Genomic DNA, 18,769 nt, shown 5'->3' on the forward strand with positions numbered 1-18,769 from the left:
GGCATACTCGCCGTTTTCCCGCGCGCCGCCACCATGACCATTTCGCCCCTCAAGCACGATGCCCCCGCCGGCGCCTGGCCGTCCCCCATCAGCGCCGCCATCGTCGCCGCCGGCGCGGCCCCGCTGTCGCAAACGGCCATCGACGGCGCCGATGTGTACTGGCTGGCCGGCCGCGCCAGCGAAGGCGGTCGCAACACCCTGCTGCGCCAGCGCGGCGCCGACGTCACCGAGCTGACCCCGGCCGGCGCGGCGCCGTTCAATGTGCGCACCCGCGTCCATGAATACGGCGGCGGCGCCTTGCTGGTCGACGCCGGCACCGTCTATTTTTCCCATTTTGCCGACAACCGCCTGTATATGCTGCGCGACGGCCAGGCGGCAGTTCCGCTGAGCGAGGCCGGCAGCCGGCGCTACGCCGACCTGGTGGCCGACCGTGCCCGCGCGCGCCTGATCGCCGTCTGCGAAGACCACGCCAGCACGGGCTATCCGTACAACTGTATCGTCGCCATCGGCCTCGATGGCAGCCAGACCACGCTGGTGGCCGGCAGCGATTTTTATGCGGCGCCACGGCTCTCGCCCGATGGCAGCAAGCTCGCGTGGCTGAGCTGGATGCACCCGCGCATGCCGTGGCAGGGCACCGAGCTGTGGCTCGCCGAGGTGGACGCCGACGGCCTGCACAACGCGCGCCGGGTGGCGGGCGGCGCCGACGAGGCGATCTGCCAGCCGGAATGGTCGCCCGGCGGCGTGCTGCACTTTGTGTCGGACCGCAGCGGCTGGTGGAACCTGTACCGCTGCGCTGCCGAAGGCGATGGCGAAGCGACCGCCCTGTGTCCCCGCGCGGCCGAATTCGGCAGTCCCCACTGGACCTTCGGCAATGCCATGTACGGCTTTCGCAGCGAGCATGACATCGTCTGCACGTATATCGAAGAGGGCGTGAGCCACCTGGCGCGCCTGTCCGGCGTCGACGGCAGCCTCACGCCCATCGCCACCCCCTACCAGGAGATGCGCGAACTGCGCGTGGCCGGCGACGTCCTCGTGCTGCTCGGTGGCGCGCCCACGATTGCCACCGAACTGGCGCGCATCGACCTGGCGACCGGCGCACTGACCGTGCTGGCCCGCTCGATCGCCGCCCTGCCCGCGGCGATCGACAGCGCCGACCTGTCGGTCCCCGAGCGCATCGCTTACCCCAGCGCCAACGGTCGCACCGCCCACGCCTTTTATTATCCGCCGCAAAACGCCCGCTACCAGGCGCCGGCCGGCAGCCTGCCGCCGTTGATGGTGATCGGCCACGGCGGCCCCACCAGCATGGCCACCAATACCCTGAAACTGGCGACCCAGTACTGGACCAGCCGCGGCTTCGCCGTCCTCGACGTCAATTACGGCGGCAGCACCGGCTTCGGCCGCGCCTACCGCGACGCCCTCAAGGGCCAGTGGGGCGTCGTCGATGTCGACGACTGCGTCGCCGGCGCCCGTTACCTGGCCACGCGCGGCGTCGTCGACAGCGCCCGCCTGGTCATCCGCGGCGGCAGCGCCGGCGGCCTGACGGTGCTGTGCGCGCTGGCCTTTCACGATGTATTCAAGGCCGGCGCCAGCTATTACGGGGTGTCCGACCTGGCCGGCCTCGACGCCGACTCGCACAAGTTCGAATCGCACTACACCGATTACCTGATCGCGCCGCAGCCGCAGGCGCAGGCGTTGTACCGCCAACGCTCGCCCATCCACCATGCCGACAAGCTGCGTAGCCCCATGATCTTCTTCCAGGGCCTCGACGACAAGGTGGTGCCGCCGCCCCAGTCGGAAGTGATGGTCGAGGCGCTGCGCCGCGCCGGCGTGCCGGTGGCCTACATGACGCTCGAAGGCGAGGGGCACGGCTTCAGAAAACTCGACAGCATCGTCCGCACGCTCGAAGCGGAGCTGTATTTTTACCTGCGCATGTTTGGCGTGACCCCGGCCGAGAAGCTGGCGCCGGTGCACATCGACAATCTGCCACCGACCGCATGACGGCCAGCAGTGTGCAGCAGCAGTTCGCCGCCTTCTCGGACACCCAGAAGCTGATCGCCGCCCTGCTGGCGCTGGCGGGCGAACCGATGGGCAAGAGCCGCATCACCTTGCACCTGGCCGAAATCGGCGTCGTCATCCCCGCCACCACGCTTGAGAGCGACCTGGCCCTGCTCAAGGCCATGACGCTTGCCACCGAAGTGACGGGCCGCGGTTTTAGCCTGAGCGCGCCGGCAGTGTGGCCGGCCCTGCGCGTCGCGCTCGACGCCGGCATGGTCGAGCCGCTGCGCCATTCGTACCAGAAAATCATGCCACTGCGCGTGAACTGGGAGGGCAATGTGGTGCTGCGCAGTTACCGCCAGGGGGTGGCGATGCTGCGCATGGCGCTGCTGCTGGGCGACGACGCCAGCGTTGTCACGCCCCTGCTCGACGCCTGCCTGGCCTGCCATGAGGCGGGCTATTCGCACCCGCTGATCGACATCGCCGGCAGCCCCTTCGAGGCAGAACTGGTCGACCGGATCCACCCCGCGGTGCGCGACGACGTCGTCGCCGTGCTGCTGAACCATTGCCAGCACGCGCCCGCCGGCGCCCGTGCCATCGGCGCCTATGCCGAGGCGCTGGCGGCGCGGCCCGGCGCACGCATGCCGCTGCGGGTGGCCTTGACGGCCCACCTGATCCTGTGCGGGCGCCTCGACGACGCCGGCGCCCTGCTGGCCGAACTCGATGCCTCGTACGGCCACATGTTCGACGGCGCCATCGCCCTGCTGCGCGGCGACGACGCGCTGGCGCTGGCGCGCTTCGACGAGGGCCTCAAATTGCGCCGCCGCGAGACGGGCAAGCGCAAGGCGATTTTCAGCGGCTTCGCCGGCCACCTGTATGTGCTGGGATTGCTCAAGAGCGGCGAGCCGCGCCACCTCAAGCAGGCCGAGACCTACCTGGAGATCGCCACCAAGGGCGCGCACAGCGCCGACACCGCCGTCTACCAGCAACTGAGCATGCTGCGCCAGATCCGCGCCGGCACGGTCGACCCGGAGGTGCTGCCCACGCGCGCGTGGGAGACGCAGATGCAGCCGGTGCTGTTTCGCGCCCTGCTGCACTGGTGGCTGGGCAGCAGCGCCCTGGCCGGCCGCAAGGCGCTGCTCGAGCAGGCCTGCGAGGACGCGTCCGGCGCCGGCTTCGACCTGATCGCGGCCCAATTGGGCGCCGTGCTGGGGCAACTGGGCGCGCTGGGCCACGAGCAGCAGGCGATCGCCCTGCGCCAGCGCCAGCGCTACGCCGACATGACGATCTGGTTCGAACGCGAGGAAGCCTGGCAGCGCCAGCTCAATGCGCTGATCAACCTGCAGCCGGCCGTCAACGTCGAGACGGTGCGCGAATCGCGCCTGGTGTGGCTGATCGGCTACGCCCCCGACTGGGGCATCAACAGCATCGAGCCGCGCGAGCAGAAGCGCGACGCCCAGGGCGGCTGGAGCCGTGGCCGCGCGATGTCCCTCAAGCGCCTGGCCGACGACGCCGGGCAGATCGATTTCCTGACCAGCCAGGACCTGGCCGTGGTCGCCACCATCGAAGCGTTCAAGTATTACAGCCAGAGCGGCTCGCGCTATGAACTCGACACCGACAAGGCGGTGGCGGCCCTGATCGGCCACCCGCTGCTGTTCTGGATCGACGCGCCGGGCTCGCGCGTGGAGCTGCTGCCGGGCGAGCCGGAGCTGCTGGTCAAGGCCAGCGCCGGCCAGGTGACCATTACCATGCGCCCGTCCACCGTGGGCGCGGACGATGTCTGCATCAGCCGCGAAACTTCGAGCCGCCTGCGCGTGGTGCGCCTGAACGCCGAACACCGGCGTGTCGGCGCCATCATCGGCACCGGCCTGGTGGTGCCGCTGGCCGCCGAAAAACAGGTGCTCAAGGCGATCAGCGCCATTTCATCGATCGTCACGGTGCAGTCCGACATCGGCGGCAGCGACGGCGACATCGACCAGGTGGCGGCCGATCCCCGCCTGCACGTGCACCTGCTGCCCTACCAGCAGGGTTTGCGGATGCAACTGCTGGTGCGCCCGCTGCCGGGCGCCGGCGCCTATTACCCACCCGGCAGCGGCGCCGAAAGCGTGATCGCGGAACTGAACGGCGCGCGGGTGGAAGCGCGGCGCGACCTGAACGCCGAACGGGAGGCCGAGCGCCAGCTGATCGGCGCCTGCCACAGCCTCGAGTACGCCGAAGACGAGCATGGCGAATGGCTGCTGGGCCAACCGGTGCCGTGCCTCGAACTGCTGGCCGAGCTGCAGGAAGTCGACCCCGCCAAGGTGCTGGTGGCGTGGCCCGAGGGCGAGTCGTTCAAGGTGAGCAAGAAAGTCGAATCGAAGTCGATGCGCCTGTCGATCAAGCGCGACACCGACTGGTTCGCCGCCAACGGCGACGTGCAGATCGACGAGGACCGCATTGTCGACCTGCGCGCCCTGCTCGACATGCTGCGCAGCAGCCACGGGCGCTTTGTCGAACTGGGCGACAACCAGTTCGTGGCGCTGTCGACGGAGCTGCACCGGCGCCTGATGGAACTGGCCGCGTACGGCGAGCTCACGGCCGATGGCGTGCGGGTGCACCCGCTGGCCAGCTTCGCGCTGGAAGAACTGGCGCACGATGCGGGCGGCGTCAAGGCCGATAAAATGTGGAAGGAGCACCTGAAGCGGCTGGCGGCGACGACCGTGTTCACGCCGGCGCTGCCGTCGACCTTGCAGGCCGAGTTGCGCGACTACCAGCTCGACGGCTACCAGTGGCTGGCGCGGCTGGCCCACTGGGGCGTGGGCGCCTGCCTGGCCGATGACATGGGACTCGGTAAGACCGTGCAGGCGCTGGCGCTGCTGCTGCAGCGCGCGCCCGGCGGGCCAGCGCTGGTGGTGGCGCCCACTTCCGTGTGCATGAACTGGATGGCCGAGGCGGAAAAATTCGCGCCCACCCTGCGCATCAAACTGTTCGGCGCGGGCGACCGCGCCGCGCTGCTCGACGGCGTGGCGCCGTTCGACCTCGTCGTCGTCAGCTACGGCCTGCTGCAACTGGCGGCGGCGCAGTTCGCCCAGGTGCGCTGGCACACGGTGGTGCTCGACGAAGCGCAGGCGATCAAGAACAACGCCACCAAGCGCTCGCAGGCGGTGATGGCGCTGCAGGCCGACTTCAAGATGGTGGCCACCGGCACGCCGCTGGAGAACCACCTGGGCGAATTGTGGAACCTGTTCCGCTTCATCAATCCCGGCTTGCTGGGCAGCGCCGAGCAGTTCAACCTGCGCTTTGCGGGTCCCATCGAAAAAGCCCAGGACAAGCGCGCCGAACAGGGCGCCCGCACGCGCCTGCGACGCCTGATTCAACCGTTTATCTTGCGCCGCACGAAGGCGCAGGTGCTCACCGAACTGCCGCCGCGCACGGAGATCGTGCTGCCGGTCGATCTGACGGCGCCGGAAACGGCGCTGTACGAATCGCTGCGGCGCGACGCGCTGGCCAGGCTGGCCGCGCTCGAGCAGCCGCAACACCAGAAGTCGATCGAGATCCTGGCCGAGATGATGAAGCTGCGGCGCGCCTGCTGCAACCCGAACCTGGTGGCGCCGGAACTGCAGCTGGAAAGCTCGAAGCTGGGCGTGTTCGCCCGGCTGGTCGACGACCTGCTGGAAAACCGCCACAAGGTGCTGGTGTTCAGCCAGTTCGTCGACCACCTGAGCCTGATCCGCCGCCACCTCGACGCGCGCGGCATCGCCTACCAGTACCTCGACGGCGCCACCCCGATGGCCGAGCGCAAGAAGCGGGTCGACGCCTTCCAGGCCGGCATCGGCGACCTGTTCCTCATCAGCCTGAAAGCGGGCGGCGTCGGCATCAACCTGACGGCGGCCGATTACGTCATCCACATGGACCCGTGGTGGAACCCGGCGGTCGAAGACCAGGCCTCGGACCGCGCCCACCGCATGGGGCAGTTGCGGCCCGTGACGATCTACCGGCTGGTGGCGCGCCACACGATCGAAGAAGGCATCGTCGACCTGCACAAGCACAAGCGCGACCTGGCCGACAGCCTGCTCGAAGGGGCCGACCTGGCCGCCCGCATGTCGCCCACCGACATGCTGCGCATGCTCGAGGAGGGCCTGGCCAAGTGAGCGACCACGATGACAGCGATCACGCCGCCGTTACCGTCGTCGGCGTCAAGTCCTCGCTGGCGTACGGCGCCACCGCGGTGCTGGCGGCGCTGCTGTTTTTCGTCGTCTTGCCGTTCGCCTTTCGCTGGGGCGATCTGGTCGCCGGCACGGTGCTGGCGCTGTCGGCCGTGCTGGTGGCCGCGCGCCTGGCCAGCACCCGCAGCGTGGTGCTGTATTACGACGCCGTCGGGGTCTGGGTGGTCGCCGGCGTGCTGCCCTGGCGGCGCCGCGTGACGGGCCTGAAGTGGCGCGACATGGACGAAGCGGCCTATGACGGCGGCCTGTGGAGCTGGATGACGCGCTCGTGGACGCTGCGGGTGAGCCACCGCCACACGCGCGTGAACGCGATCCTGCTGACCCATATCGCCGGTGGCAAACAGGCGGTGGCATCGCTCAACGCCCGCCACCAGCAATGGCTGCAGGCGCACGGTGAAACCTGGCAAGGATAGCTGCGCAAGCTGCATCGAAATGTTACCGCGTCGCGCAAGCGGGGCAAATGATGTTAACCTGACGCCCGTCGCCCGGGTGGGCGGGGCGGCCGCGGCGCAGCGTGAGCACTGCGCGGCGTATTGACACATTCACGAGGCCACACATGATCAAAAAAAAAATTGCGCTCGCTGTCCTGATGACGGCGTTCGCCATGGCGCCCGTGGCGGCGGCCAAGCCCAAGAAGGCCACCACCCCATCCGGCGCCAGCGCCCACCACGGCGGCAAGGCGAACAAGGCGAGCAAGACGGGCAAGACGGGCAAGGCCGCCAGGGCGGGCAAGGCTGCGCCCGCGGCGGCGCCCGCGGCGGCGCCCGCGGCGGCGGCGGCAGCGGCGCCCGTGGTGATCACCACCACCCCGTCGGAAAAGCGCGCCGACCGCACACTCGACTACAACGCCCAGCAGTTCCTCAACGCCCAGTGGAAGCTCGATCCCGAGGCGGCCATCAGCGTGGGCAAATTCGACGGCGCCGCCGCCATGTCGATTCCGAACGCGGCCACCCGCGCGCAACAGCTCAGCTTCGCCGGCGAGTGGCTGGAAAAATTCGGCAAGATCGATCCGCGCCAGCTCTCGCCCAAGCAGCGCACCGACCTGGCGGTGCTGGTCAACAAGGTCAAGGCCGACCAGTTCGCGCTGACCACCCTCAAGCAATGGGAGTGGAATCCGGCCCTGTACAACATCGCCGAGCCGCTCGACCTGATCTTGTCGACCGACTACGCGGCCAAGCCGCAGCGCCTGCGCACGCTGTCAAAACGGCTCGCCAGCGCGCCCGCCTACTACCAGGCGGCGCAGGCGAGCATCGTCAACCCCACCCGCGAGCACACGGCGCTGGCCATTGCGCAGGCGCCCGGTACGCTGGTGGTGCTGGCCGACCTGGGCAAGGCGGCCCAGGAATCGATCCTGACGGCGCAGGAAAAGGCGATCTTCGCCCAGCGCGTGGCCAACGCAGGCAGCGCGCTGCTGGGCTACGTGGACTTCCTGGCCGCCCTCGACCGGCGCCAGCGCGCCAGCGGCGGCGCGCGCTCGTTCCGCCTCGGCAAAGCACTCTATGAAGCCAAGTTCGGCTACGACATCGGCTCGGCCAGCAGCGCCGAGCAGACGTATCAAAAAGCGCTGACGGCGAAGGAAGAACTGCTCACGCGGATGAGCGCCCTGGCCGACGAGCTGTGGCCGAAAGTGATGGGCAACGCGGTCAAGCCGGCCGACCGCTACGCCAGGATCGGCCAGGTGATCGACAAGCTGTCGAACAACCACGTCGCGCGCGAAAATTTCCTGCCCGAGATCCGCCGCCAGATCCCCCTGCTGCAGGACTGGGTGACGTCCCACAACCTGCTCACGCTCGATCCCCGCCGGCCGCTGGAAGTGCGCGAGACGCCGCTGTACAAGCGCGGCATCGCCGGCGCCAGCATCGATGCGCCGGGCCCGTACCGGCCGCAGGACCGCACCTGGTACAACGTCACGCCGATGACGGCGCTGACGGCGGCCGAGGCCGAGAGCAGCCTGCGCGAGTACAACACCTGGATGCTGCAGATCCTCAATATCCATGAAGCGGTGCCGGGCCACTACGCGCAACTCGTGTATGCGAACAAGTCGCCGTCGCTGGTCAAGTCCCTGTTCGGCAATGGCGCCATGGTCGAGGGCTGGGCCGTGTATGCCGAGCGCATGATGCTCGAATCGGGCTACGGCGACAACGCGCCCGAGATGTGGCTGATGTACTGCAAGTGGAACCTGCGCAGCGTCACCAACACCATCCTCGACTACAGCGTGCACGTGAACGGCATGAGCGAGGCGCAGGCGCTCGACCTGCTGGCGCGCCAGGCCTTCCAGACGCCGGCCGAGGCGCAGGAAAAATGGCGCCGCGTGCAGCTCTCGTCGGTGCAGCTGACGAGCTACTTCAGCGGCTACAGCGAGATCATGGAACTGCGCGAACAACGCAAGCAGGCGCTGGGCGCGGCGTTCAACCTCAAGCAGTTTCACGAGCAGTTTCTCGGCTACGGCAATGCGCCCGTGAAGACCATTCGCGAGCTGATGCAGTAAGCTGACGCCGCCAACGCGGGGGCCGGCCGGCCCTCGCCTGCGTAGTTTCCCTCACTGCAAAGCGCGGCCCCGGCTGCTAGAATCGTCCAGCCACAGGGGCGCAGTTCGCGCCCCGCAATTACCAGAAAGACCCGATGACCCAAGCCGTTCCCGTCAAGCCCAATTCACCGGGCACCGTCCTTTTCGCCAGCCTGATCGGCACCACCATCGAATTTTTCGATTTCTATATTTACGCCACCGCCGCCGTGCTGGTGTTCCCCAAGCTGTTCTTCCCCGCCTCGGACGCCGCCGCCGCCACCTTGCAGTCGCTGGCGACGTTTGCGCTGGCCTTCCTGGCGCGCCCCATCGGTTCGGCCGTGTTCGGCCACTTCGGCGACCGCGTGGGCCGCAAGGCGACGCTGGTGGCGGCCCTGCTGACGATGGGCGTGTCGACGGTGGTGATTGGCATGCTGCCCACCTACGCCACCATCGGCGCGCTGGCGCCACTGCTGCTGGCGCTGTGCCGCTTCGGCCAGGGCCTGGGCCTGGGCGGTGAATGGGGCGGCGCCGTGCTGCTGGCGACGGAAAACGCGCCGCCGGGCAAGCGCGCCTGGTATGGCATGTTCCCCCAACTGGGCGCGCCGATCGGCTTTTTTCTCTCGGGCGGCACCTTCCTGCTGCTCACCCAGGTATTGACGGAGGCCGAGTTTTTTGCCTACGGCTGGCGCATTCCCTTCCTGGCCAGCGCGCTGCTCGTCATCGTCGGCATGTACGTGCGCCTGAAGCTGACGGAAACGCCGGACTTCGCCCGCGTGCTGGCCAAGAACGAGCGCGTCAAGATCCCCGTCGTGGCGGTGCTGCGCGACCACACGCGCGCGCTGGTGCTGGGCACCCTGATCGCACTGGCCACCTTCGTGCTGTTCTACCTGATGACGGTGTTCACCCTCAGCTGGGGCACCAGCAAGCTGGGGTTTTCGCGCAAGGAGTTCCTCGAGCTGCAGCTGTTCGCCGTGCTGTTCTTCGGCCTCACGATTCCCTTCTCGGCCGTGCTGGCCGACAGGAAGGGGCGCCGCGAAACCATGATCTGGGTGTCGGGCGCGATTGCCGTCTTCGGCCTGGTGCTGGCGCCCCTGTTCGGCTCCGGCAGCACCGTGCAGGTGGCGCTGTTCCTGGCGCTGGGCCTGGGCCTGATGGGCATGACGTACGGCCCGCTGGGCACCCTGCTCTCCGAGCTGTTCCCGGCCGAGGTACGCTACACGGGCGCCTCGCTCACGTTCAACCTGGCCGGCATCCTGGGCGCGTCGCTGGCGCCGTATGCCGCCACCTGGCTGGCCACCAATTACGGCTTGCCGTATGTGGGCTACTACCTGTCGGTGGCCGCCGTCATCAGCCTGGTGGCCCTGCTGCTGACCAAGCGCACGGCGTAGGCGGCGTCGCCGCCCGCTACAACAAAGGCCAGGTGATGCACCTGGCCTTTTTTTTTGCCGCCGCTGGCGGATTACTTCGGCATCAGGACGCTGTCGACGACGTTGATCACGCCGTTCGACTGGTAGACGTCGTAGGTGCTGATGCTGGCGCGGCCGCCCATTTCATCGATGATGGCGATGTTGTGCATGCCATTCATCATGAAGCTGAGCTTGCCACCGGCGACGGTCGCCAGTTCGGCCTTGCCGCCCCCTTTCTTGATGGCGTTCGACAGGGCCATGAAGTCATAGCGGCCGGCCACCACGTGGTAGGTCAGGATCTTGCTCAGGGCCGCCTTGCTCTCGGGCTTGACCAGGGTGTCGACGGTGCCGGCCGGCAGCTTGCCGAAGGCGGCATTGGTGGGGGCGAACACGGTGAACGGGCCCTTGCCCTTGAGCGTGTCGACCAGGCCGGCGGCCTTGACGGCGGCCACCAGGGTGGTGTGATCGGCCGAGTTGACGGCATTGTCGACGATGTCGCGCGAGGCCATCATGGCCTGGCCGCCCACCATCACGTCAGCGGCAAAAGTGAATGGGGATGCAGCCAGCAGGGCGCCGGCGACAAGTGCTGCGGAGACGATACGTTTCATGATAATCCTTGGTCGTGTTGTTCGGTGGAGGTCGGTGTCACAGGAAGATATACGGCGGGCCCGGCCACGCGGATTCAACTATTTGTGAATGCAGCGGGGGCTCGGTGCAACACTGTGCATTCGCGCACAGCAAGGGTGCTTGCACGCACCTCGAATTGGCCGGGATCGTGAACTAGAATCAACTTGTTACTTTTCGTGATTTTCCTTGTTCCCCACCGCGCCCCCAGAGCGAAAAGCCAGCGGCGCTGATTCCCCCCCATTTCGGAGACACCGTCATGCCCTTTTCCAGCAAGCACTCTGGCCGGCACTGCGCCGGCGCATTCCTCCTCCTGTCCGCCCTCGCGCCCGCCCACGCCCAGGTACAAGCGGGCAGCGGCGCCTGGAGCGCCCAGCAGACCTGGGACGCCGACAGCGTCAACGGCGGCAGCCTGACGGGCTTTTTTTACTGGCCCAGCACGCAGCCGGTGCTGGGCGGCAAGCGCGCGCTGGTGCTGGCCTTGCATGGCTGCACGCAGACGGCCAGTGCCGACGTCATCGACACCGGCGGCGGCTTCAACTGGAAAGCCGCCGCCGACCAGTACGGCGCCGTGGTGCTGGCGCCCAATGCCACCGGCAATGTGTATTCGAACCACTGCTGGGACTACGCCAGCACCAGCCACAACCGCAGTAGCGGCCATGACGCCGTGTTGATCAAGCTCATCAACCGCTTCCTGGCCGACCCCAAATATGCGATCGACCCCAACCAGGTCTACGTGGCCGGCCTGTCCTCGGGCGGCGGCGAGACGATGGCGCTGGGCTGCCTGGCACCCGATATTTTCGCCGGCGTGGGCATCAACGCGGGCCCGCCGCCGGGCACCACCACGGCGCAAATCGGCTTCGTGCCGTCCGGCTTCACGGCCACCAGCGCCGCCAACAAGTGCAAGAGCCTGGCCGGCAGCCACCTGGCCAGCTTCGCCACCCAGATCGCCGGCGTGGTGTGGGGCAGCACCGACTACACGGTGGCCCAAGCCTACGGTCCGATGGACGCGGCCGCCATGCGCCTGGCCTACGGCGGCAGCTTTACCCAGCAGGCGGCGGTGCCGGTGGCCACCGGCGGCAGCGACATCCGCTACAAGGACGCCAACGGCAAGGTGCGCACCTCGGAGATGAGCATCAGCGGCATGGCCCACGCCTGGCCGGCCGGCGCGGGCGGGCAGAACACCAATTATGTCGATGCCAGCCACGTCAACTATCCGGCGTTCATCATGGATTTCTGGTTCAAGAACAATCTGCGGGTGGCCACGCTGGCGGCGCCCACCGTGACCGCCTGCAACGCCAGCGTGGCCGGCACCACGGCGACCATCAGCGCCAGTGGCACCGACAGCGCCGGCACCATCACCGGCTATGCCGTGGTGCTGAGCGGGCCCAGCGCCGTCAACGACCCCGCCGCCGGCGCCGGCGCCAGCTTCAGCAAGGGCTATGCGCTGGCCAACGGCTACTACACGGGCACGGTGACGGCCACCGACAGCGGCACCGCGCAGACCTCGGCGCCCTGCGCCATCGCCCAGTTCCTGGTCGGCACGGCGCCGGCGCTGCAGCCACCGGCGGGCCTGGCGGTGGGCGTGGTGAGCGCCAGCAGCATCGCCTTGAACTGGTCGGCCGCCGCCAATGCCAGCGGCTACAACGTCTACCGCAACGGCAGCAAGGTGACGGCGACACCGGTGGCCGCCACCGCGTACACGGCGGGCGCCCTGGCGGCGGCCACCAGCTACAATTTCCAGGTGTCGTCGGTGGGCGCCACGGGCGAGAGCGCCCTGTCGGCGGTGGTGACGGGCACCACCTCGAGCGGCTTCGTGTGCAGCGCCACCAGCGCCAGCAACTACGCCCACGTGCAGGCGGGGCGCGCCCACGACAGCGGCGGCTACGCGCTGGCCAATGGCTCGAACCAGAACATGGGGCTCGACAACACGTTTTATACGGCGACCCTGGCGCAGACGGCGGCCGGCTACTACATCGTCGGCAATTGCCCTTGATGTGAATCGGTCGATCAGGACGAAGGGCGCTGCGGCGCCCTTTTTTTGTCCCTGCCGCAAACTTTACTTGAGGCGAGACAAGTCGGTGCCAGGGGGTGTCGCTACGATCGATGGTTGGCAAAATTATTCAGTCTCCCCACCCACCAGGACGGTTTCCATGAAAATCCACGCCTTGCCCGTAGTGCTGCTCCCCCTGCTGTTAAGCGCCTGCGCCAATATGACGCCCACGCTGGGCGACCCCGGCGCCAAGACGGTCGCCACCGGTGCGGCCGGCGGCGCCAGCGCGCAGAATGTCAACACGCAACTGCAACGATGCGACAAGACGCTGGGCACCCTCTCCATCGTCGAGGAAGCCAATCAACCGTGGCTGTACCAGTTCACCCAGGAATACCGCCTGCAAAGCACGGTGCCCTTGCTGCGCATGATCGTGCAGCAATCGAACTGCTTTGTGGTGGTCGAGCGGGGCCGCGCCTTCAACAACATGCAGGGCGAGCGCGAACTGATGCAATCGGGCCAGTTGCGCAAGACCAGCAACATCGGCAAGGGCCAGATGGTGGCGGCCGACTACACCGTCACGCCATCGGTCAGCTTCAGCGCGCGCGGCACGGGCGGCGTGGGCGCGCTGGTGGGCGGCATGCTGGGCTCGGTCGGCTCGATCGTGGGCGGCTCGCTCAAGTCGAACGAGGCCTCGACCATGCTACTGCTGACCGACAACCGTTCCGGCATCCAGCTGGCCGCCGCCGAGGGCAGCGCCAAGAACTGGGATTACGGGGCGATGGGTGCGCTGTTCGGCGGCGCCGGCGGCGGCGCCAGCGGGTTCAGCAACACCCCGCAAGGCAAGGTGCTGACCGCTTCGTTCATGGATTCGTACAACCAGCTCGTCAAGGCGGTGCGCAACTACCAGGCGCAATCGGTCGAAGGGGGCCTGGGCAACGGCGGCACGCTCAAGACCAACTGAGCGAGCCCGGTGCGGGCAAGGGCCTAAGCGACCTCTTCTGGTGCCTTGGTGGCGCGCGCGAAAATCGGCGCCGCCAGCAAACCCAGTTCGTACAGGAGGCACATGGGAATGGCCAGCGACAGCTGGCTGACCACGTCCGGCGGCGTCACCACGGCGGCGATGACGAAAGCGCCCACCACGGCGTAGGGGCGGATCTCCTTGAGCTTTTCCACGCTGACGATGCCCATGCGCACCAGGATCACCACCACCACGGGCACCTCGAAGGTGGCGCCGAAGGCCAGGCACATCGACATGACGAAATCGAGGTAATTTTCGATGTCGGGCATGACGGCGATCGAACTGGGCGCGAAATCGCTGATGAAACTGAACACCCGGCCGAACACAAAGAAATAGCAGAACGCCACGCCGGCAATGAACAGCAACGACGAGGACACCACCAGCGGCAGCACCAGCCGTTTTTCGTGGGCATACAAGCCGGGCGCGACGAACGCCCACAACTGGTAAAACACCCACGGCAGCGCAATGATGAACGCCACCATCAAGGTCACCTTCATCGGCACCAGGAAGGGCGCGATGACACCGGTGGCGATCATTTTCGAGCCCACCGGCAGCGAGGCGATCATCGGGTGGGCGATGAAATCGTAGATGGCGGCGGGCCCCGGCCAGAAAAACAGGCCGGCACAGACGATCGCGATGCCGATGGTGGCCTTGATGAGCCGGTCGCGCAGTTCGAACAGGTGGGAGATGAAGGTTTCTTCGCCCTGGGCGTGGTCGGTCATTTAGAAGAAGCTGGAAGAGGTGGAGGCGCGGGGACGGTATTTTTTGACGCGCGCGGCGCCCGACATCAGGTGCAGCTTGCCGCCGTTGCGTTGCTTGTACCAGCCGGGAATGGCTGAATTGCGGGTCAGTTTCTTGCGGCGGAAGTCGCGCGCCTTGCGCTCGAGGTCGGCCACGCTGGCGGTCGGATTGCCGAACGTGGCCGGATGGCCGCGCCAGGCCGCTTCGACGTCGTCGACCGAACTGTGGATGGTGTTGTTGACCTCGGAGCGAATCGACTCGGCCGTGTCGACGACTTCCTTGCGCAGGTTGCGCAATTCGTCCAGTTCGATTTCACGGCTCACTTCCGACTTGATGTCGTGCAAATACCGTTGCGCGCGCCCATATAGCGTCCCGGCCATGCGCGCCACCTTGGGCAGCTTTTCGGGACCGATGACGATCAGCGCAACAACGCCGATGATGGCAATTTTGGAAAGACCGAGATCGATCATGGCGGGGCCGGTTCAGCCGAGCAGCCTGCGCGGGGCAGGCGGCGTCGCTCAGAACTTCGACTTTTCCTTCGCTTCGACGTCGATGGTGGACTTGTCAGCGACCACCTGGGTGGGCGGCACGGCGCTGGCCGACTTGTCTTCCTCGCCCTTGACGCCATCCTTGAAGCCCTTGACGGCCTTGCCCACGTCGGCGCCCATATTGCCCAGCTTTTTGGTACCGAACAGCAACACCACCACCAGCAGCACGATCACCCAGTGCCAGATACTCATTGAACCCATGTTGTTCTCCTTGCCGGCGCGAACGCCTTGAATTCGTGGAAATGTACACGCGCAGTATATGCGATACGCGCCGTTTGTGCCCTGTCAGCGTTGCCCGGCCCACGGTTTCGGACCGCCGATCACGTGCAGGTGCAGATGGTACACCTCCTGCCCGCCGTCCGGCCCACTGTTGATCAGCGTCTTGTAGCCCCCTTGCGGGCCGTCCTCGCCCTGCACCACCGCGCAGCCATGCGCGCGCGCCAGCTTCGGCGCCAGCGCCAGCAGGCGACCCAGCATGGCCGCGTGGGCGTCCGTGCAATCGGACAAACTCGCCACGTGCAACTTCGGAATGAGCAGCAGGTGCACGGGCGCGGCCGGGTTGATATCCTTGAACGCGAGCAACTCGTCGTCTTCGTAGACGATGGCGGCGGGGATTTTTTTGGCGGCGATCTTACAAAACAGGCAATTGTCCACGGGAAGTCCTGGGAAAGTGATCAGTCGAGACGCGATTGTTTTTCGGCGATGCCGGACACACCCTCGCGGCGCGCCAGTTCATCGAGTACCTGCTGCGGCGTCAAATCAAATTGCGCCAGCAGCACCATCGAGTGAAACCACAGGTCGGCCACTTCGTAGAGCAGCTTGGACGGGTCGGCGCCGGCGCGCACGTCCTTGGCCGCCATCACCGTCTCGGTGGCCTCTTCGCCGATTTTTTTCAGGATGGCGTCGTCGCCACGGGAAAACAGCTTGGCCACGTAGGAGGTGGCCGGATCGCCGCCATTGGCGCTCTTGCGCGACTCGATCACGGCCGCCACGCGTTGCAGGATGACGCTCATGGTTTCTTCTTTTTCGGATTGGTATAAATGGTATCGGGGTCGACCAGCACGGGCTCGGCGTTGTGCCAGTCGCCGACGGCGGCGTCGCCCTCGAATTTCTGGTAGAAGCACGAGTGGCGCCCCGTGTGGCAGGCGATGCCGCCGGTCTGCTCGATTTTCAGCAGGATCACGTCTTCATCGCAGTCGAGGCGGATCTCCAGCACTTTCTGGGTGTGGCCGGACTCTTCGCCCTTGTGCCACAGCTTCTTGCGCGAGCGCGACCAGTAGACCGCCTCGCCCAGCTCGACCGTACGGGACAGCGCCTCGCGGTTCATCCAGGCGAACATCAACACGTCGCCAGTGGCCGCTTCCTGGGCGATGACGGGCACCAGCCCGTGCTCGTCCCAGGCGACTTTCTTGAGCCACTTGGCGTTGGTGGTGGCGGCGAGGGGGGGAATAAGCGGTGTCGTCATGGTCAATCCAGGCGCATGGGAATGCCTTGCGCGGCCATGAAGCGCTTGGCTTCCTCGACCGTGTGCTGGCCGTAATGAAAAATGCTGGCGGCGAGGACGGCGTCGGCGCGGCCCAGCTTGATGCCATCGGCCAGGTCCTGCAGGCTGCCCACGCCGCCCGAGGCGATCACGGGAATGCCGACGGCGTCGGAGACGCCGCGCGTGAGGCCCAGGTCGAAGCCGGACTTGGTGCCGTCGCGGTCCATGCTGGTGAGCAGGATTTCGCCGGCGCCCAGCCGCTCCATGTTCTGCGCCCACTCGATGGCGTCCAGGCCCGTGGCCTTGCGCCCGCCGTGGGTAAACACTTCCCACTTGCCGGGCGCGACCCGCTTGGCGTCGATCGCCACCACGATGCACTGCGAGCCGTGCTTTTGCGAGGCCTCGAACACCAGTTGCGGGTTCGTCACGGCCGAGGTGTTCATGCTGACCTTGTCGGCGCCCGCATTGAGCAGGCGGCGCACGTCCTCGACGCGGCGCACGCCGCCGCCCACGGTGAGGGGAATGAACACGGTCGAGGCGACCGCTTCGATGATGTGCAGGATCAGGTCGCGGTCGTCGGACGAGGCGGTGATGTCGAGAAAAGTGATTTCGTCGGCGCCCTGGCCGTCGTAGCGGCGGGCGATTTCCACCGGGTCGCCGGCGTCGCGCAGCTCGGTGAAGTTGACGCCCTTGACGACGCGGCCATCGGTGACGTCGAGGCAGGGGATGATGCGTTTTGCGAGCATGATGGGGCCCGGCTTACGCCGCGCTGCCTTTGAAAGAGGCGACCGACAGTTCATCGGCGCGCAGCTGGGCCGAGCTCAGGTCGATGGTGCCTTCGTAAATCGAACGGCCGCAGATGACCCCTTCGATGCCCTCGTCCTGCACCGCGCACAGCGCTTCGACGTCGGCCAGGTTGTGCAGGCCGCCCGAGGCGATCACGGGGATTTTCACGGCTTGCGCCAGCTTGACGGTGGCATCGATGTTCACGCCGCCCATCATGCCGTCGCGGCCGATGTCGGTGTAGATGATCGATTCGACGCCGTAGGCTTCGAATTTCTTGGCCAGGTCGATCACTTCGTGGCCGCTCATCTTGCTCCAGCCATCGGTGGCCACCTTGCCGTCCTTGGCGTCGAGGCCGACGATGATGTGGCCGGGGAAGGCGCCGCAGGCGTCATGCAGGAAACCGGGGTTTTTCACCGCCGCGGTGCCGACGATGATGTAGCTGATGCCATCGTCGAGATAGCGCTCGATGGTGTCGAGGTCGCGGATGCCGCCGCCCAGTTGCACGGGGATGGCGTCAATGCCGTTGTCGTCGGCGTAGTTCTGCACCGCCTGCAGGATCGACTTGATGGCCGCGGCGTTTTTCGGCTTGCCGGCGAAGGCGCCGTTCAGGTCGACCAGGTGCAGGCGGCGCGCGCCGTTCTTGAGCCAGTGCAGCGCCATGGCGCCGGGGTCGTCGGAAAAGACGGTGGCAAGGTTCATGTCGCCTTGTTGGAGACGCACGCAGTGACCGTCTTTGAGGTCGATGGCAGGAATGAGCAGCATGATAGTGGGCTTTATTGAGAACGAAGTAAGAGGGTTGATCGATTAACCAGGAGCTTACGGATTCCAGTGAACGAAATTCTGATACAGGCGCAGGCCGGCGGTGGCGCTTTTCTCGGGGTGAAACTGGGTGGCGACGATGTTTTCACGCGCCACGGCGCAGCAGAAGGCCGAGCCGTAATCGGTCTCGCCGATGATTTCCTGCGGATCGATGGGCTGGGCGAAATAGCTGTGCACGAAATAAAAGTAGGCGTCTTCGCCGATGCCGTCCCAGATCGGGTGCGAGCGCACCTGGTGGACCCGGTTCCAGCCCATCTGCGGCACCTTGAAGCGCGAGCCGTCCTGCTGCAGCATGCCGTCGAGGCGGAACTTGACGACCCGGCCCGGCAGCAGGCCCAGGCCGGCCGTGTCGGCTTCCTCGCTGCGGTCGAACAGCATCTGCTCGCCCACGCACACGCCCAGCAAGGGCTTGTTCCTCGACGCCCGCAGCAGGGCCTCCTCGACGCCCGACTCGCGCAGGCTGCGCATGCAGTCGCGCATGGCGCCCTGCCCTGGCAGCACGATGCGGTCGGCGCTGTCGATATCGGCCGGATCACCGGAAATGAGGACATTGGCCTGCGGCGCGACGGCGCGCAGCGCTTGCGCCACCGAGCGCAGATTGCCCATCCCGTAGTCGACTACAACAATTTTATTCATGGTCGCCGT

17 protein-coding genes are annotated in these 18,769 nt (G+C 66.9%); 7 read left to right on the plus strand and 10 right to left on the minus strand.

Annotated elements, in window-relative coordinates; genetic code table 11:
- Window positions 1-33 precede the first annotated feature (33 nt).
- From ACP7EY_RS08125 to ACP7EY_RS08145, 5 genes are all read left to right on the plus strand, one after another.
- Window positions 34-1,998, plus strand: a complete 1,965-nt coding sequence (locus ACP7EY_RS08125; RefSeq protein ID WP_426192259.1) for a prolyl oligopeptidase family serine peptidase — start codon at window positions 34-36, stop codon at window positions 1,996-1,998.
- Window positions 1,995-6,125: a DEAD/DEAH box helicase gene (locus ACP7EY_RS08130; RefSeq protein ID WP_426192262.1), complete on the plus strand. Its 4,131-nt coding sequence runs from the start codon at window positions 1,995-1,997 to the stop codon at window positions 6,123-6,125. Before ACP7EY_RS08125 ends, ACP7EY_RS08130 begins: the two co-directional genes overlap by 4 nt.
- The gene (locus ACP7EY_RS08135; protein WP_426192264.1) at window positions 6,122-6,613 is read left to right on the plus strand and encodes a hypothetical protein; all 492 of its coding nucleotides are present in this window, start codon (window positions 6,122-6,124) and stop codon (window positions 6,611-6,613) included. Before ACP7EY_RS08130 ends, ACP7EY_RS08135 begins: the two co-directional genes overlap by 4 nt.
- 143 nt (window positions 6,614-6,756) lie before the next feature.
- Complete coding sequence (locus ACP7EY_RS08140) at window positions 6,757-8,688, plus strand: DUF885 domain-containing protein (protein ID WP_426192266.1); 1,932 nt, start codon at window positions 6,757-6,759, stop codon at window positions 8,686-8,688.
- Between the two features lie 134 nt (window positions 8,689-8,822).
- Complete coding sequence (locus ACP7EY_RS08145; RefSeq protein ID WP_426192268.1) at window positions 8,823-10,094, plus strand: MFS transporter; 1,272 nt, start codon at window positions 8,823-8,825, stop codon at window positions 10,092-10,094.
- Window positions 10,095-10,165: 71 nt separating this feature from the next.
- Here ACP7EY_RS08145 and ACP7EY_RS08150 read toward each other — a convergent pair whose 3' ends face one another.
- The gene (locus ACP7EY_RS08150) at window positions 10,166-10,720 is read right to left on the minus strand and encodes a fasciclin domain-containing protein (RefSeq protein WP_426192270.1); all 555 of its coding nucleotides are present in this window, start codon (window positions 10,718-10,720) and stop codon (window positions 10,166-10,168) included.
- A gap of 275 nt (window positions 10,721-10,995) precedes the next feature.
- Between ACP7EY_RS08150 and ACP7EY_RS08155 the strand changes: the two genes are divergently transcribed.
- Together ACP7EY_RS08155 and ACP7EY_RS08160 are read left to right on the plus strand one after the other, a co-directional pair.
- The gene (locus ACP7EY_RS08155) at window positions 10,996-12,732 is read left to right on the plus strand and encodes an extracellular catalytic domain type 1 short-chain-length polyhydroxyalkanoate depolymerase (protein WP_426192272.1); all 1,737 of its coding nucleotides are present in this window, start codon (window positions 10,996-10,998) and stop codon (window positions 12,730-12,732) included.
- A gap of 157 nt (window positions 12,733-12,889) precedes the next feature.
- Entirely contained in the window at window positions 12,890-13,690 is an 801-nt protein-coding gene (locus ACP7EY_RS08160) for a CsgG/HfaB family protein (RefSeq protein ID WP_426192274.1), read from the plus strand.
- Between the two features lie 23 nt (window positions 13,691-13,713).
- Here ACP7EY_RS08160 and tatC read toward each other — a convergent pair whose 3' ends face one another.
- The 9 genes from tatC to hisH all read right to left on the minus strand — a co-directional run bounded on the left by tatC (window position 13,714) and on the right by hisH (window position 18,760).
- Window positions 13,714-14,469 carry a twin-arginine translocase subunit TatC gene (tatC, locus tag ACP7EY_RS08165; protein WP_426192276.1) on the minus strand — a complete coding sequence of 252 codons (756 nt, stop codon included), beginning with the start codon at window positions 14,467-14,469 and terminating at the stop codon, window positions 13,714-13,716.
- Complete coding sequence (tatB, locus tag ACP7EY_RS08170; protein ID WP_426192278.1) at window positions 14,470-14,958, minus strand: Sec-independent protein translocase protein TatB; 489 nt, start codon at window positions 14,956-14,958, stop codon at window positions 14,470-14,472.
- A 48-nt stretch (window positions 14,959-15,006) separates the two neighbouring features.
- The gene (tatA, locus tag ACP7EY_RS08175; protein ID WP_426192280.1) at window positions 15,007-15,237 is read right to left on the minus strand and encodes a Sec-independent protein translocase subunit TatA; all 231 of its coding nucleotides are present in this window, start codon (window positions 15,235-15,237) and stop codon (window positions 15,007-15,009) included.
- 84 nt (window positions 15,238-15,321) lie between these two features.
- Window positions 15,322-15,690, minus strand: coding sequence for a histidine triad nucleotide-binding protein (locus ACP7EY_RS08180; RefSeq protein ID WP_426192282.1), 369 nt, complete (start codon window positions 15,688-15,690; stop codon window positions 15,322-15,324).
- A 20-nt stretch (window positions 15,691-15,710) separates the two neighbouring features.
- Complete coding sequence (locus ACP7EY_RS08185; protein WP_426192284.1) at window positions 15,711-16,049, minus strand: phosphoribosyl-ATP diphosphatase; 339 nt, start codon at window positions 16,047-16,049, stop codon at window positions 15,711-15,713.
- The gene (gene hisI, locus ACP7EY_RS08190; protein WP_426192286.1) at window positions 16,046-16,501 is read right to left on the minus strand and encodes a phosphoribosyl-AMP cyclohydrolase; all 456 of its coding nucleotides are present in this window, start codon (window positions 16,499-16,501) and stop codon (window positions 16,046-16,048) included. Before hisI ends, ACP7EY_RS08185 begins: the two co-directional genes overlap by 4 nt.
- Window positions 16,502-16,503: 2 nt before the next feature.
- On the minus strand, window positions 16,504-17,265 hold the full coding sequence (hisF, locus tag ACP7EY_RS08195; protein WP_426192288.1) for an imidazole glycerol phosphate synthase subunit HisF: 762 nt from the start codon (window positions 17,263-17,265) through the stop codon (window positions 16,504-16,506).
- Window positions 17,266-17,278: 13 nt separating this feature from the next.
- On the minus strand, window positions 17,279-18,067 hold the full coding sequence (hisA, locus tag ACP7EY_RS08200) for a 1-(5-phosphoribosyl)-5-[(5-phosphoribosylamino)methylideneamino]imidazole-4-carboxamide isomerase (RefSeq protein WP_426192290.1): 789 nt from the start codon (window positions 18,065-18,067) through the stop codon (window positions 17,279-17,281).
- 54 nt (window positions 18,068-18,121) lie between these two features.
- Window positions 18,122-18,760: an imidazole glycerol phosphate synthase subunit HisH gene (hisH, locus tag ACP7EY_RS08205; protein WP_426192292.1), complete on the minus strand. Its 639-nt coding sequence runs from the start codon at window positions 18,758-18,760 to the stop codon at window positions 18,122-18,124.
- Window positions 18,761-18,769 lie beyond the last annotated feature (9 nt).

Origin of the sequence: Massilia sp. DWR3-1-1 (assembly GCF_049898325.1) — a bacterium.
Classification (GTDB): domain Bacteria; phylum Pseudomonadota; class Gammaproteobacteria; order Burkholderiales; family Burkholderiaceae_D; genus JAFCUW01.

Bases quoted from the DNA above. Each gene is read 5' to 3' on its own strand.
- ACP7EY_RS08125 (WP_426192259.1), top strand. From the start codon at position 34: ATGACCATTTCGCCCCTCAAGCACGATGCCCCCGCCGGCGCCTGGCCG.
- ACP7EY_RS08130 (WP_426192262.1), top strand. From the start codon at position 1,995: ATGACGGCCAGCAGTGTGCAGCAGCAGTTCGCCGCCTTCTCGGACACC.
- ACP7EY_RS08140 (WP_426192266.1), top strand. From the start codon at position 6,757: ATGATCAAAAAAAAAATTGCGCTCGCTGTCCTGATGACGGCGTTCGCC.
- ACP7EY_RS08145 (WP_426192268.1), top strand. From the start codon at position 8,823: ATGACCCAAGCCGTTCCCGTCAAGCCCAATTCACCGGGCACCGTCCTT.
- ACP7EY_RS08150 (WP_426192270.1), bottom strand. From the start codon at position 10,720: ATGAAACGTATCGTCTCCGCAGCACTTGTCGCCGGCGCCCTGCTGGCT.
- ACP7EY_RS08155 (WP_426192272.1), top strand. From the start codon at position 10,996: ATGCCCTTTTCCAGCAAGCACTCTGGCCGGCACTGCGCCGGCGCATTC.
- ACP7EY_RS08160 (WP_426192274.1), top strand. From the start codon at position 12,890: ATGAAAATCCACGCCTTGCCCGTAGTGCTGCTCCCCCTGCTGTTAAGC.
- tatC (WP_426192276.1), bottom strand. From the start codon at position 14,469: ATGACCGACCACGCCCAGGGCGAAGAAACCTTCATCTCCCACCTGTTC.
- tatB (WP_426192278.1), bottom strand. From the start codon at position 14,958: ATGATCGATCTCGGTCTTTCCAAAATTGCCATCATCGGCGTTGTTGCG.
- tatA (WP_426192280.1), bottom strand. From the start codon at position 15,237: ATGGGTTCAATGAGTATCTGGCACTGGGTGATCGTGCTGCTGGTGGTG.
- ACP7EY_RS08185 (WP_426192284.1), bottom strand. From the start codon at position 16,049: ATGAGCGTCATCCTGCAACGCGTGGCGGCCGTGATCGAGTCGCGCAAG.
- hisI (WP_426192286.1), bottom strand. From the start codon at position 16,501: ATGACGACACCGCTTATTCCCCCCCTCGCCGCCACCACCAACGCCAAG.
- hisF (WP_426192288.1), bottom strand. From the start codon at position 17,265: ATGCTCGCAAAACGCATCATCCCCTGCCTCGACGTCACCGATGGCCGC.
- hisA (WP_426192290.1), bottom strand. From the start codon at position 18,067: ATGCTGCTCATTCCTGCCATCGACCTCAAAGACGGTCACTGCGTGCGT.
- hisH (WP_426192292.1), bottom strand. From the start codon at position 18,760: ATGAATAAAATTGTTGTAGTCGACTACGGGATGGGCAATCTGCGCTCG.